Raw genomic sequence first — 12,942 nt, 5'->3', positions numbered from 1 at the left:
TGGATAAAACTTTCAGGTCACGCGGAACACTGTCATCAGGCCGGCCATCTGGTGATCGGCGACATGGCAGTGCAGCATCCAGTCACCGGGATTGTCGGCAACGAAGGCGCATTCGATTGTGTCCTTGGGGGCGAGCAGCACCGTGTCCTGCCATTGCCGGTGCGGTACCGGCAAGCCGTTGCGCGAAAGCACCGACAGGCTGAAGCCGTGAACGTGCATGGGGTGCCACCAGGCGGTTTCGTTGCGCACAGTGAGGTGGCAAGTCACGCCGCGTTTGAGCGTAAACTGCGGCGCCATGCCGGCATGGCCATCGCCAGTCATCGACATGCCGTTGATTGCCCAGGCGGCGGCGCCGTTCATGCCGGGCATCGCCATGCCCATCATGCCGCCGACGCCGGCCAGCTTGCCGCCGCCCATCATGCCGCCTTGCAGGACGATCTCATGCTGTTCAGCCTTGGCCAGGTCGGGGGCCGGCAGCGGATTGGCGGGCAGGCGACGCGGAGCATCGAGAAGATGGTGGCGCAGCGGCGGCGCCTTGTCATAGGCAAGCGTTGTCAGCGTGTAGACGAGGCCGTCATAGAAGTCGTCGACCACCGCGTGCCTGCTGCCGGGACCACCCTGCATGTCGAGCATAATGTCGATGCGCATGGCCGGTGCCAGCACCAGGCGGCCGTCTTCCGGTTCATGCGGGTCGCAGGGCTGGCCGTCGACCGCGACGATCACCGGACGGTGACCCTCGAAGCGCAGCGCCACCATGCGGGCAAGGCAGGCATTGGTGAGCCGCAGTCTGACGCGCTCACCTGCCGTCACGCTCAGGTCGGCCGGCGCCGCGCCATTGATGGTGACGGCATTGCCGACGCGGCCCGACATCGACGCATCCATCATGCTGCCGAAGCCGCCGGCGATCTGGCCGTCGCTGGTGAGCCGCCAGTCCTGCAGCAGCCAGAGGAGATCGCGGTCGGCGGCGACGGGTTCACGTTCCTCAACGATCAGCGGGCCGGCGAGTCCACGGCCGATCTGCACCAGGCTGTCGGCATGCGAATGGTACCAGAAGGTGCCGGCATCTGGCGGCGTGAACTCATAGACGAAGTTCTCGCCCGGTCCGATCGGCCTCTGGGTCAGGCCCGGCACGCCGTCCATGGCGTTCGGCAAACGGATGCCATGCCAATGGACGGTCGTGTCTTCGTCTAGTCCGTTCTCGACAGTGATGCGGACCGGCTGGCCCTGCCGCAGGCGCAATGTTGGGCCGGGGGTGGTGCCGCTATAGGTCCAGACTGCGGTAGACGGACCGTCGGCGCCATTGAGCAGCGCCTGGCCCGGGCCGGCCTTGATCCTGCGCTCGTCCTCGGTCGAGGCGCGTGCAGGACGCAGCGAGCAGGACACGGCAGCGCCCGCCGCGGCCGCAAAAAACCCGCGGCGCGATATCGAATGACTGAAATCGTATTTCACCCTGCTTGCCCTTTGCGATCTCGATCGATGGCGAGCCACTCGGCATCGAACTGGAATGCTGTATGCGCCCGCGCGCGCAACGATGCGCAACACAGGCGATCAGGCGCCGGGAATCAGCCGCGTCACGGCTGAAACGGCGTCAAGCGCTGAGTCGGGGAGGGTATGGGTCGGGTAGGGAACTTCGTCCCTGCAGGAACGGGGCAGCTTGCGTCGATGGCTGCTGCACGTGGAGAACTGCCGTCACCGCGAGGTCTTGCGGCAGCACCGTCAGCACCGGTGCGATGCAGGTCGGCGGACAATGCATCGGGTTGCCACTGTCGCCGATGTCTTTGAGGCACGCCCTGCAGTCGCCGTTCATGGAAGCACCGGCCAAAGTGCCTGTGCTGGCACCGGTGGACATCGCCATAGCGTCCGCCATCTTGGCCGACATGACGCTGGCCTGAGCGGCAGACAGGCTGAACCCGGCGGTCAGGAAGACCGCTATTAGCATGACGAGGAGATGCTTTGGCGACAGCCGGGCCATCATCCGCCTAGGCTGGCCGCAAAATGCAGCTTTTGCAAGTCCCCGATGCTGCGACATCAAGACTTACGCGATAAGCTCCGGATTGGCTTCGGTGAATTCAGCGTGCGGAACGAATGATGGCTAGTTCCTTCATCGCGAAGGGCCCGGTCGATCAGCACGAAATAGGGCGGTGGTCCAAGCACCGTGATCTGGCCGGCCGAGGTGATGCTGATCAGCAGGCGGCACCCCGACGCGAAAAGCTGCTCGGCGACCGGCACGGCGAAGGAGGAGCCGACCGCACAGCCAAATGATGCCAAGCGTCTGGCCATCCAGTTCGAACTCGTGAAGGACGGTATGATAGCAGGCCCAGCCCGACGATGGGCGGGCGCGGCCTTCTTTGCGCAACCGGCGCACTATGTCGCCGTCCGGATCAAGGACACACACAGAAGGCATGCGTTCCGGCGACAGGTCTTTTTGCCGCCGCGCCTCGCGAAGCATGCTTTCAACCTGAAACACGGACTCGGCCGAATAGTCCTTCAGCTCGAGCAGCGGTGATCGCGGAACTGGTGGCGTCATGTTGTTCGACCGAAGACTTTTGGCTGCGGGACCACTCAGGCCGCTGCCTCAATTGGTAGGCCTGCGGCCTTCCAATCGGGATACCCGTCCTCGAGCCGGTGAGCGACATACCCTCGCGCCCGCAATGCCGCGACAGCCTCGAACGAGAGAACGCAATAAGGGCCGCGGCAATAGGCAATGACCTCCCGGTTCGCGGGAAGTTCCGCCAGCCGGTTTTCAAGTTCAGCGAACGGGATGTTGAGCGCTCCCGGTAGATGTCCGAGCGCGAACTCGTCCTCCGACCGGACATCGAGAACCGTGACAAGGCCATCACGCAACCTTGAGACAAGCTCTTCACGCGACACAGCCTCCAAGGCGTCGCGAGCCTGGAAATAGTCGGTCATGACGCGGTTGACCTCGGCGACGTTCCGCTCACCCACGCGCCCCAGAGCCTTCATTAATTCAACCACCAGAACATCTCCTGCAAGGCGATAGAGCATATGCTTGCCCTGCCGCTCGGCCTCGACAAGTCGCGCGCGTCGAAGGATTTGAAGGTGGCGCGAGGCGTTGGCAAAGTTGAGGCCGGCCCGAGCCGCCAGTCCTTCGACGCTGCGTTCACCCTGTGCGAGGTGCTCCAGCAATTCCAGCCGGTGCGCATGCCCGAGCGCCTGAGCCACCTCGGCAAGGCTGGCGAAAATCGCCTGTTTTGGTCCAATGCTTGACACGACTGTTCCTCGGTGAAACATTCAGCAGAATAATTGAATATTACCGCAGGCGAGGTAGGGAGCGCAAGCCATGATCCTCCGTCAATTCCTCCATTCCGATCCCGTCGCCGCATCCTACCTGTTCGGATGTGGTGGAAAATCGGCCGCTGCGGTGGTCGATCCGGTCGGTGACATTGCGCCTTACCTTAGGGTCGCCGAGGCGACGGGCATGCGCATCCTCTATGTGGTCGACACGCACATCCATGCCGACCACATTTCCGTCGGGCGGGCGCTCGCTGCAGCGTCCGGCGCGGAATACCTGCTCTTCGAAGGCGCGGAGGCCGGGTTCCCGTTTCTGCGCGCCAAGGACGGTGACGTGCTCGAACTCGGCAATGTGACGATGGCCGTCATGCACACGCCCGGGCATACGCCGGAGCACATTTCGCTCATGGTCACCGATCGGACACGCGCGAGCGAGCCGTGGTTCGTGCTGACAGGCCACACGCTGATGGTTGGCGATCTCGGGCGAACCGAACTGGCAACCGACGCCAAGGCCGGCGCGCGGACGCTGTTTTCCAGCGTGCGCCGTCTCAAGCAACTGCCCGATCACGTCGAGGTGCTGCCCGGCGCATATTCCGGCTCGGTCTACGGGCGCTCGCTCAGCGGCAAGCCGACATCGACGATTGGCTTCGAGAAGCGCTTCAACAAAGCATTCCGCATTGAGGACGAGGGCACCTTCGTCGCCACGATGGTCGCCGACATACCACTCCCACCGCCGGATGCGGCGCGCAACCGAGCCACCAATGCCGGGTCGGTCGCCGCGGCCTGACCGATGGGCGTTTCGCGGTCAGCAGGCTCGACTGTCAGACTTGGGCTTAGGGAAAACTGGCGGCAGTTTGCTCTCCTGATGCTGGTGAATGCTTTTGTCGGCGGCATGGTCGGGATCGAGCGAACGGTCGTGCCGCTCATCGGATCGGAAGAGTTCGGCATCACGTCAACGACACTTGTCGTCTCCTTCATCGTAAGCTTCGGCGTGGTCAAGGCGCTTGCCAATCTCGTCTCCGGCCAACTCGCCGATAGCTGGGGGCGCAAGCGCGTTCTCGTCCTCGGCTGGCTTGTCGGCTTGCCGGTTCCGTTCATGATCATCTGGGCTCCGAGCTGGGGATGGGTGATTGCGGCCAATGCACTGCTCGGCATCAATCAAGGACTGGCCTGGTCGATGACTGTGGTCATGAAGGTCGATCTCGTCGGTCCGAAATCACGTGGCCTTGCAGTCGGCCTCAATGAGTTTGCCGGCTATCTCGCCGTCGGCGTAACGGCATTCCTCACGGGCTATCTCGCTTCGCGATACGGCCTGCGCCCGGTGCCCATCTATCTCGGGATCGGCTACGCCATCGTCGGCACCGTATTGTCGGTGCTGCTAATCCGTGACACGCGCGACCACCTCCGGTTGGAAACCTCCGCTCACGCAACGCAATCCGCGCCGATCAGTTTCCGGGAGGTGTTTGCGCTGACCTCGTTCCGGAATCGCAATCTGTTCGCGGCTTCGCAAGCCGGCCTCGTCAACAACCTCAACGACGGCATGAGCTGGGGTATTTTCCCATTGTTCTTCGTGTCCTTCGGACTTGGCATCGAGCGCATCGGCATCCTGAAGGCGGTCTATCCCGCAACATGGGGAATCCTGCAGGTCGTCACCGGCCCCTTGAGCGATCGCTGGGGCCGCAAGGGCCTGATCGTCGCCGGGATGTGGACCCAGGCCGGCGGTCTGTTTCTTACCGCCGCCACGGGCCGGTTCGAATGGTGGCTCATCGGCAGTCTTCTGCTCGGCCTTGGAACGGCAATGGTCTATCCAAGTCTGATCGCTGCCGTTTCCGACGCCTCGCATCCCAGCTGGCGCGCCCGCTCGCTCAGCGTCTATCGGTTCTGGCGCGATCTCGGCTACGCGATCGGCGCGCTCTCAGCAGGTCTCATCGCCGATCGCTTCGGGCTCTCGTGGGCGATAACATCGATTGCCGCATTGACGTTTGTCTCTGGCGCAATTGTTGCCATCGCGATGCAGGAGGCCGCCAAAGGTTCGCGCCAACCTTCCCGCAGATAGTCGACCGGGGGTCGGCCTGATATCCGATGGCACTCACGGACTCGCTCACGCTCATCCTACGGTACATTGGTGTTGCGCAACTGGCCATCATTGCCGGCCTGGCCGTTCGTGATCTGCGCTTCAGTCTCGTCGGCTATCTCGTTGCGGTGTTCTGCTTTGGGGTCGCCTCCAGCACCAGATTGCGAGCCTGCCGGCTCGGCAATCCTTAGCGTGTAGTATTCGATCGGAACGCCTCTCGTACCGACGCGCATCAGCTTGTTCCTCGCTAAAGGAACGCATTCAGGCAGTATGCTCGCATGGGTTGGATAAATCCATATGATGTCGACGCGAGCCAATGCGCCTGTGGGCTCACGTTGGGTTGACGGATGGGCAGGTGCCAAGTCGGACCAGCGCCTACTGTATATGCAGAAGCTTAGACAGCCACCTGGGTTACGATCTCGACCACACGTCCGGTCGGAATCTTGCAATATTCAGTCGCATCAGCCGCCGTGCGCGCCAGCCCGGTGAACAGCTTGTCCTGCCAGACCGGCATGCCGGAATTGGGCGATGTCTTGAGCGAGCGCCGCGACAGGAAGAAGGATCTCGTGATGTCGAACTTCCAGCCTTCTTGCGGCAGATCGCCAGCGCGCGGGGGATGTTGGGCTGCCCCATATAGCCGAAGGTCAGCGTCCCGAAAAAACCTTGGTCAAGCAACGGGGTAGAGCCCTCCAATTTCTGGAGCAGGGAACTTGCTTCTTCACGGGAAACACCGGAGGAATGATGATCAACTGAGAATTGATTCGGAGCTTGTGCATGCGCGGGGTGCAAGCGGCTTTGGCTGCGCTGATTCTGACCGGTTCCTTCACTTCCGCCCTCGCCGACAACCGTTCTCCCTTCATCTATTTTGCAACCGAAGATCCTTTCGCTGCCGGTCAACCGACGAAGAACGACGTCTATGTTTTTGGGGGCGTCTTTGTGACCGGGTCCTTCGGGGATACTATCAACGTCTTCGGGGCCGACTATACGAACAATTACATGATCGGAGCTGCTTACGGCCGTGATTTCGCCGATGTTGGCGCCGGTTTTGTCCTTGGCGGTGTGACTGGGGCTGCCATAAGGTTTGGCGAGGACGACGATACATCCGGAGAGCTTTGGGCCGGGATGCGGCTTCGCCACCAGGGCCTTGTCATCGGCGATCTGGCGATTGCGCCAGCGCTGACGGCCGGTGTCAGTGCCGTTACAGGCGTCACCGAGATCGAGCAAGCCCGCGAAATCCATTACGATGGCGATGCATCCTTCCTTGGTTTTATCGGCGCGGAGCTTTCTTTCAGACTAAGGCAAGCTCCCAACGTCGAGCTTGTCTATCAACTCCATCACAGATCCGGCGCCGGTGGCACGTTTGGAAACATGGGAGAGGGTTCCAACGCGAATACTGTTGGAGTGCGTTATCGCTTCTAGCTGACGCCTGAATGCTTCGAGTCGGGGCTGACATTCTGTGAAGGTGCGCCGGTTGCCGCCGCCCGTAGGCGACGAGCGGGGCCGAGTCGGCGCGCTGGATGGCTTCAGAGCGCGGGCGCAATCCACCATTCTTCACGGGATCCTTGATGGGCCGTACCAAGCGACACTATCGTTCGAAAGGTTCTCCCAGCGAAGCCACGCCGTTGAGCTTGAGCAGACGGCGGTTCGAAGAGATGATGCCGAGCACGATCACGGTCACGAGATAAGGCAAGCTCGACAGAAGTTGCGAGGAAACGTCCAGCCCTGTCGCCTGGGCCGCGAGGCTTGCGAGGGACACGGCGCCGAAGAGGCACGCACCGAGGAAGATACGGCTGGCAAGCCAAGTGCCGAAGACGACGAGCGCAATCGCAATCCAGCCGCGCCCTGCGATCATGCCATCGGCCCAGAGCGGAGTGTAGACCACGGATGCGTAGGCACCGGCGAAACCTGCCAACGCGCCGCCGAAGGCGACCGCGGCGAAGCGCACGGCGATCACCGGATAGCCGAGCGCACGGGCCGCCTTGGGGTTCTCGCCGACGGCGCGGACGACGAGGCCTGTTTTGGTGTAGGCGAACGTCGCCCAGATGGCGACGGTCGCGGCAAGCGAAAGCCACACGACAACGTCTTGGGCGAACAAGCCGCCGATCACCGGGATATCCGAAAGCCCGGGCAATGAAAGCTTCGGAAGCCCCTTAACCGTGAGGCTCTCATAGCTCTTGCCGAACAGCGCCGAGAGGCCTTGGCCGAGGATGCCTATGGCAAGGCCTACCGCAACCTGGTTTGCGCGAAATCCCAGCGCGATGACGGCAAAGACCAGGGAAAGAGCCGCGCTGGCGAGGCCCGCGGCGAGGAAACCGAGGAGATGCCCGCCGCCTTGATAGACGATAATGAAGGCGATGACGGCGCCGAGGGCCATCAGTCCCTCCACCCCGAGATTGAGGACGCCGGCCCGCTCGGCCACCAGTTCGCCGAGCGCCGCCAGGAGAAACGGCGTAGCCGCCGCCAACATCCCGGCGATGATGAACTCGACGGCGTTCATGACGTGCTTCCGTGGGCGGCATGGCGCCATTCGAGCCGGTAGCGGACGAAGGCGATGGCGACGAGATAGGCGAGCAGCAGGCTGCCCTGGAAAACCCTGACCGCAGCGACCGGCAGATTTGCCGAGACCATGGCGTTATCGCCGCCGATATAGAGGGCCGCCATGAGCAACGCGGAAAAGGTAATACCGACCGGGTGAAGGCCACCCAGATAGGCCACGATGATGGCGGCATAGCCGTAGCCGGTCGAGATGGAGCGCTGCAGCTGGCCGAGCGGCCCGGCCACCTCGGCCGCTCCGGCGAGGCCTGCCGCGAAACCGCCGATGAGCAGGGAAAGCCAGATCGCCCGTCCTTCGTTGAAGCCGGCATATCCGGCCGCGCGCGGCGCGAGGCCGCCGACCTGCAGCTTGAAGCCGGCGAAACTCCTCTGCATGAAGATCCAGGCCGCAAGGGAGAGCGCGCAGGCGATAAGCAGCGAGACGTTGACGCGGGTGCCGGGGATCAGGATCGGCACCATCGCGTCGGACTGGAACATCACCGATTGCGGGAAGTTGAAGCCGTTTGGGTCCTTCCAGGGGCCGAGAAGCAGGTAGTTGAGCAGTTGCGCGGCAACGAGCGCCAGCATGAGCGATACGAGAATCTCGTTTGCATTGAGCTTCACGCGCCAGAAGGCCGTGAGCGACGCCCACAGAGCGCCGCCCAGCGCACCGATGACAAGCATGGAGGGCCAGATCCATTGGCCCGTTGCCTCTGGGAACCAGATGGGAATGGCCGATGCGAAGATCGCGCCGAGGATGAACTGGCCCTCGGCGCCGATGTTGAAGACCTTTGCGCGAAAGCCGATCGCGAGCCCCTGCGCGATCAGCAGTAGCGGCGCGGTCTTAAGCAGGACTTCCGAGAAAGAGGCCCAAGACAGGAAGGGCTCCAGAAGCATCGCGTGGAAAACGGCTACCGGATCGCGGCCCATAAGGAGGTAGAGCACGAGATTGAGAAGCGTCGCCAAGGCGAGCGCGACGGGCGGGGCGATCAGTTTGACGGGAAGCGAGGCATGCTCCCGGCGAACGAGAACAGGAAGGAGCGGCGCGGACAGAGCGCTCATGCAGGGACCTTTTTGGCCGTCGAATGCGCGCCGATCATGTAGCGGCCGATCTCCTCGGGTCTCGTGTCGCGCGTCACCAGCGGCGGGCTCAGCCGGCCTTGATGGATCACCTGGATCGAATCGCAGAGTTCGAACAGTTCCTCCAGTTCCTCCGAGATGACGAGGATACCCATGCCTTCGTTGCGCAGGGCAACGAGGCGCCGGCGGATGGCGGACGCGGCGCCGATGTCGACGCCCCAGGTGGGTTGCGCCACGAACAGCAATTGCGGGGACAGCATGATCTCTCGACCGACGATGAATTTTTGCAGATTGCCGCCCGAAAGCGAGCCGGCCTCCGCCTCCGAACCGGGCGTGCGCACGTCGTATTGCCGGATGCAGTCCTCGGTGAAAGCCTTCACCTGGTTCGTGTCGACGAGGCCGCGTTTCAACAGGCCGAACGGATGGGCGGTCAGAAGGCTGTTGAGGACGAGCGACATTTCCGGCACGGCGCCGCGGCCGAGCCGTTCCTCGGGAACGAAGGCCAAGCCCAGTCGGCGGCGGGCGGCCGCGTCGAGCGCGCCAACATCCTTTCCCATCATGTAGATACGGTCGGACTGTTCGCGCGGCAGCACAGTTTCGCCTGAAATCAACGCTGCCAGTTCACTCTGCCCGTTGCCCGATATGCCCGCGATCCCGAGGATCTCGCCGGCCCGGACCGTCAGGCTGACGTCGGAAAGCGCCACGGCGAAGGGATCGTCCGGCCGATGGTCGAGGCCGACGATTTCGAGGCGCTTTTCACCGCCGGAATGCGCAAGCGCCGGCATGGGCTGCGGCATGTCGCGGCCGATCATCATCCGGGCAAGGTCGTGCGCGTCGTGGTCGCGCGGGTCCACGCGGCCGGTGACGCGCCCGCCGCGCAGGATGGTCGCGCGGTCGCAGACCGCGCGGATCTCCTCCAGCTTGTGCGAGATGAACAGGATGGACACACCGCGGTCGCGCAGCCGCCGCAATGTCTCGAATAGCTTGTCCACCGATTGCGGGGGCAGGACGGAGGTCGGTTCATCGAGGATCAGGAGTTGGGGTTCGGTCATCAGGCAGCGGATGATTTCCACCCGCTGCCGCTCTCCGACAGAGAGCGCGTGCACATGGGCGAGCGGATCGACTTCGAGTCCGAACTCGCGGCCGAGCATGCGGATGCGATCCGCAAGATCCGATTTGCCCCTGGGCACGACCAGCCGGATGTTCTCCACCACCGTCAGCGTCTCGAACAAGGAGAAATGCTGGAAGACCATGCCGATCCCCTTGCGCCTCGCATCCGCCGGGGAAGCAAGGGCCAGGGGTTCCCCATTCCAGGTCGCCATTCCGGCGTCCGGCTGCTCGACGCCATAGATCAGCTTCATCAGCGTCGACTTGCCCGCTCCGTTTTCCCCGAGGATCGCATGGATCGAGCACGGAGCCACATCCAGATCGATGTCTCTATTGGCATGGATTTGGCCGTAGCTCTTGGAGATGCCGCGCAGCGACAGGAGCGGGGTGGTCATGGTTACTTGGGCAGCGGCGTGGTGACACCCTTGACGTGCCAGTCCATTGCGACGATCTCGGCATCGGTCATCGTTTTGCCGGCGGGGACTCCCTCGCTGCCGTCGGCCTTGGCGAACGGACCGGCAAAGGGCGAGAAGCTGCCGCCGGCGATCTTGGCTTCAACCTCTTTGATCCTGTTCATCATGTCGGCCGGGATACCCGGGTTCCAGTCAACGACCTCTACAACCTTGTCGCCGACACCCAGGAAAGCGTTGACGCCCTTGAACTTACCGGCGAGGTGGGCGTCAACCGAGGCTTTGAAGAAGGGTGACCAATCGGTCGCCACGCAGCCTAGATAGGCTTTAGGCGCATATTTCTTCATCGACGAATTGAGGTTGAAGGCAGGGACGCCGGCCTCCTCGCAGGCCGACACGACGGAGGGCGTGTCCTGCGCGTTGGAGAAGATCACGTCGCATTTCTGCGCCAGCAGCGCCTTGGCGGCTTCCTGCTCCTTGGCCGGATCGAACCAGGAGTTCACCCATACCACCGAGACCTCGACATCGGGTTTCACCGCTTGCGCGCCCAGCGTGAAGGCATTGATGGAGGTGATCAGTTCGGGAATGGCGAAGGCGGAGACCGAGCCGAGCTTGCCGGTCTTTGACAGCGCGGCGGCCGCCATGCCCATCAGGTAGGTACCCTGGAAATATTGGGCCGCGAAGGGCGAGAAGTTCGGCGCTACCTGGAAACCGGAAGCATGCAGCACGGTGACGTCGGGGTTACGGCGCGCGATCTGCAGGGCACCGTTCTGGTAGCCGAAGGAGCCGGCGATCAGGAACTTGTTCCCGTCGGCGACCACCTTGTTCATGATGCGGTCGGCATCCGGTCCTTCCTGTATATTCTCGATGATGGTGACCTTCACCTTGTCGCCGTAGGCTGCCTTCACCGGCTCGAGCCCGTCGGCGAGCGCACGGCCCCAGCCGACATCGCCGACCGGCGACGGGACCACGAGCACGATGCCCAGAGGTTCGTCGGCAGCAAGCGCGCGGCCGCCCGCCGCTGCGACGAGGCCGGAGGCGGCCGCGCCCTTCATCAATGTTCTGCGGGTTAGATTTGTCAGCATGTCGGTTCCCCTTGTTTTCGGTTTAGAATTCCACGGTCGCGAGCGCCGCCTCGGCTTCCGCGAACAGCTGCGCCTCGTCGAGCCCCGGGAACTCGCCCTTGGCCCAGACGATGCGGCCGTTGATCATGGTCATGTCGGTCGGCATGCCGATGCCCACCTTGGCAAGCAGGCTCAGCGGATCGTGCCGCGTGCCGACATAGTCCATGCGCCGCGTATCGATGGCGAAAAGGTCGGCAGCCATGCCAGGCGTCAGCCTGCCGATGTCGCCGCGCCCGAGCAGCGCCGCGCCCCCGGTCGTCGCATAACCGAGAAAATCGGCCGGCGGCGGAACGGGATGGTCGCGTGTCGATGCCGACAGACATTGCAGCATGTAGGCGGAATGGATGCAGTGCATCAGGTTGGAATTGTCGTTCGAGGCGGCACCGTCGCAACCTAGTCCTATGCTGAGGCCGAAGGCCGACATCGCCGGGATATCGGTGATTTCGGCGCCGACGAGATAGACCGGCTCAGGGCAATGCGAGACGCCGGTACCGCTTGCGGCCATCTTGCGCAGCTCGTCGTGGGTTAGCTCCCAGCAATGGGCATAGAAGGCATCCGGCCCGCAGAAGCCGATCTCCGCGCAGTAATCCACCGTCCGCATGCCGTGACGGTCCTCGATGACCGGGCTTTCGCCCTCGCCGACATGGGTATGCATACGCACCCCGCGATCACGCGCTAGCGCCACCGATTCCACGAAGGTCTCGCGATAGCAGTTGACTGGCTGGCAGGGCGCGATGGCGACCTGGCCCATGCTGAAAGGGCCGGCATCATGATAGGCGTCGATCAGCCGGGCGCAATCGGCGATGAACTCGTCCGTCGTCTCCAGCATGGCATCGGGGATGGTCGAGCCTTTCGATTTCGGCAGCGTGTTGCCGCCGCGTCCGGCATGGAAGCGCATACCGAGGAGTTCGGCTGCTTCGAACTGCCGGTCGATCAGCCGCTTGCCGGCCTTCCACGGAAAGCAATACTGATGGTCGAATGCGGTCGTGCAACCGTGCTTTATCAGCTCGGCCATCGCCGTGACCGAAGCGTGGTAGAAGCATTCCTCGGTCAGCCGCGAGAAAATGGGATAGATGCGGTCGAGCCATTCGATGACCGACAACTTCGTCCAGTCCAGATCGGCGCGGTTTCGCACGAAGCATTGAAAGAAGTGATGATGGGTGTTGACGAGGCCGGGATAGACGAACCAGCCGGCGGCGTCCTGCGTGACGGTCCCGACGGGCAACTCTCCCTTGTCGAGGTCTTCGCCGATGGCCCGTATCGCCGGGCCGTCGGTCAAGACATCGACATTGCGCCGGATGTCCGGACCGTTGCCCTCGTCCACGATGACCGCTGCGCAGTTCTTCAGCAAGTGGCCCGCCAA

General features: G+C 63.1%; 13 protein-coding genes and 1 pseudogene. 4 read left to right on the top strand and 10 right to left on the bottom strand.

Features of this window, described 5'->3' with window-relative positions:
• Positions 1-12: 12 nt before the first annotated feature.
• Both NKH83_RS10115 and NKH83_RS10110 read right to left on the bottom strand, forming a co-directional pair.
• Positions 13-1,449 carry a multicopper oxidase family protein gene (locus NKH83_RS10115; RefSeq protein WP_352479359.1) on the bottom strand — a complete coding sequence of 479 codons (1,437 nt, stop codon included), beginning with the start codon at positions 1,447-1,449 and terminating at the stop codon, positions 13-15.
• A gap of 139 nt (positions 1,450-1,588) precedes the next feature.
• Positions 1,589-1,939: a hypothetical protein gene (locus NKH83_RS10110; RefSeq protein WP_352803735.1), complete on the bottom strand. Its 351-nt coding sequence runs from the start codon at positions 1,937-1,939 to the stop codon at positions 1,589-1,591.
• A gap of 216 nt (positions 1,940-2,155) precedes the next feature.
• On the opposite strand from NKH83_RS10110, the gene NKH83_RS10105 reads away from it, so the two are divergent.
• Positions 2,156-2,506, top strand: a complete 351-nt coding sequence (locus NKH83_RS10105) for a hypothetical protein (protein WP_352479357.1) — start codon at positions 2,156-2,158, stop codon at positions 2,504-2,506.
• Positions 2,507-2,562: 56 nt separating this feature from the next.
• Here the strand turns inward: NKH83_RS10105 and NKH83_RS10100 are convergent, their stop codons facing one another.
• On the bottom strand, positions 2,563-3,231 hold the full coding sequence (locus NKH83_RS10100; RefSeq protein ID WP_352803731.1) for an ArsR/SmtB family transcription factor: 669 nt from the start codon (positions 3,229-3,231) through the stop codon (positions 2,563-2,565).
• A gap of 70 nt (positions 3,232-3,301) precedes the next feature.
• Between NKH83_RS10100 and NKH83_RS10095 the strand changes: the two genes are divergently transcribed.
• Together NKH83_RS10095 and NKH83_RS10090 are read left to right on the top strand one after the other, a co-directional pair.
• Positions 3,302-4,039 (top strand): MBL fold metallo-hydrolase, encoded by a 738-nt coding sequence (locus NKH83_RS10095; protein WP_352803728.1) that lies wholly within the window; start codon positions 3,302-3,304, stop codon positions 4,037-4,039.
• A gap of 78 nt (positions 4,040-4,117) precedes the next feature.
• Positions 4,118-5,308 carry an MFS transporter gene (locus NKH83_RS10090; RefSeq protein ID WP_352803726.1) on the top strand — a complete coding sequence of 397 codons (1,191 nt, stop codon included), beginning with the start codon at positions 4,118-4,120 and terminating at the stop codon, positions 5,306-5,308.
• A 56-nt stretch (positions 5,309-5,364) separates the two neighbouring features.
• Here NKH83_RS10090 and NKH83_RS10085 read toward each other — a convergent pair whose 3' ends face one another.
• A complete protein-coding gene (locus NKH83_RS10085; RefSeq protein ID WP_254819356.1) occupies positions 5,365-5,559 on the bottom strand; it encodes a hypothetical protein in 195 nt (64 codons plus the stop codon).
• Positions 5,560-5,720: 161 nt separating this feature from the next.
• Positions 5,721-5,977, bottom strand: a pseudogene (locus NKH83_RS10080) (KUP/HAK/KT family potassium transporter); the annotation flags it as partial.
• 123 nt (positions 5,978-6,100) lie between these two features.
• Between NKH83_RS10080 and NKH83_RS10075 the strand changes: the two are divergent.
• Positions 6,101-6,745 carry a hypothetical protein gene (locus NKH83_RS10075; protein ID WP_352803724.1) on the top strand — a complete coding sequence of 215 codons (645 nt, stop codon included), beginning with the start codon at positions 6,101-6,103 and terminating at the stop codon, positions 6,743-6,745.
• A gap of 166 nt (positions 6,746-6,911) precedes the next feature.
• Here NKH83_RS10075 and NKH83_RS10070 read toward each other — a convergent pair whose 3' ends face one another.
• From NKH83_RS10070 to NKH83_RS10050, 5 genes are read right to left on the bottom strand one after another with little or no spacing between them, the layout of a single operon-like run.
• Positions 6,912-7,823, bottom strand: a complete 912-nt coding sequence (locus tag NKH83_RS10070) for an ABC transporter permease (protein ID WP_352803721.1) — start codon at positions 7,821-7,823, stop codon at positions 6,912-6,914.
• Complete coding sequence (locus NKH83_RS10065) at positions 7,820-8,920, bottom strand: ABC transporter permease (protein WP_352803718.1); 1,101 nt, start codon at positions 8,918-8,920, stop codon at positions 7,820-7,822. The genes NKH83_RS10070 and NKH83_RS10065 overlap by 4 nt, the downstream gene beginning before the upstream one ends.
• The gene (locus NKH83_RS10060; protein WP_352803716.1) at positions 8,917-10,440 is read right to left on the bottom strand and encodes an ABC transporter ATP-binding protein; all 1,524 of its coding nucleotides are present in this window, start codon (positions 10,438-10,440) and stop codon (positions 8,917-8,919) included. The genes NKH83_RS10065 and NKH83_RS10060 overlap by 4 nt, the downstream gene beginning before the upstream one ends.
• 2 nt (positions 10,441-10,442) lie before the next feature.
• Positions 10,443-11,537, bottom strand: coding sequence for a BMP family ABC transporter substrate-binding protein (locus NKH83_RS10055; protein WP_352803943.1), 1,095 nt, complete (start codon positions 11,535-11,537; stop codon positions 10,443-10,445).
• A 25-nt stretch (positions 11,538-11,562) separates the two neighbouring features.
• Positions 11,563-12,942, bottom strand: coding sequence for an amidohydrolase (locus NKH83_RS10050; protein ID WP_352803713.1), 1,380 nt, complete (start codon positions 12,940-12,942; stop codon positions 11,563-11,565).

This window comes from Mesorhizobium sp. M0909 (assembly GCF_040319515.1).
In the GTDB taxonomy this organism is placed as follows: domain Bacteria; phylum Pseudomonadota; class Alphaproteobacteria; order Rhizobiales; family Rhizobiaceae; genus Mesorhizobium.
Note: the sequence above shows the minus strand (reverse complement) of the source record. Positions and strands in the feature narration are given on the sequence as shown.

What these genes read in the sequence shown, in the direction of transcription:
- NKH83_RS10085 (WP_254819356.1), bottom strand. Translation starts at nt 5,559, where the DNA reads ATGCGCGTCGGTACGAGAGGCGTTCCGATCGAATACTACACGCTAAGG.
- NKH83_RS10095 (WP_352803728.1), top strand. Translation starts at nt 3,302, where the DNA reads ATGATCCTCCGTCAATTCCTCCATTCCGATCCCGTCGCCGCATCCTAC.
- NKH83_RS10060 (WP_352803716.1), bottom strand. Translation starts at nt 10,440, where the DNA reads ATGACCACCCCGCTCCTGTCGCTGCGCGGCATCTCCAAGAGCTACGGC.
- NKH83_RS10065 (WP_352803718.1), bottom strand. Translation starts at nt 8,920, where the DNA reads ATGAGCGCTCTGTCCGCGCCGCTCCTTCCTGTTCTCGTTCGCCGGGAG.
- NKH83_RS10070 (WP_352803721.1), bottom strand. Translation starts at nt 7,823, where the DNA reads ATGAACGCCGTCGAGTTCATCATCGCCGGGATGTTGGCGGCGGCTACG.
- NKH83_RS10090 (WP_352803726.1), top strand. Translation starts at nt 4,118, where the DNA reads ATGCTGGTGAATGCTTTTGTCGGCGGCATGGTCGGGATCGAGCGAACG.
- NKH83_RS10110 (WP_352803735.1), bottom strand. Translation starts at nt 1,939, where the DNA reads ATGCTAATAGCGGTCTTCCTGACCGCCGGGTTCAGCCTGTCTGCCGCT.
- NKH83_RS10075 (WP_352803724.1), top strand. Translation starts at nt 6,101, where the DNA reads ATGCGCGGGGTGCAAGCGGCTTTGGCTGCGCTGATTCTGACCGGTTCC.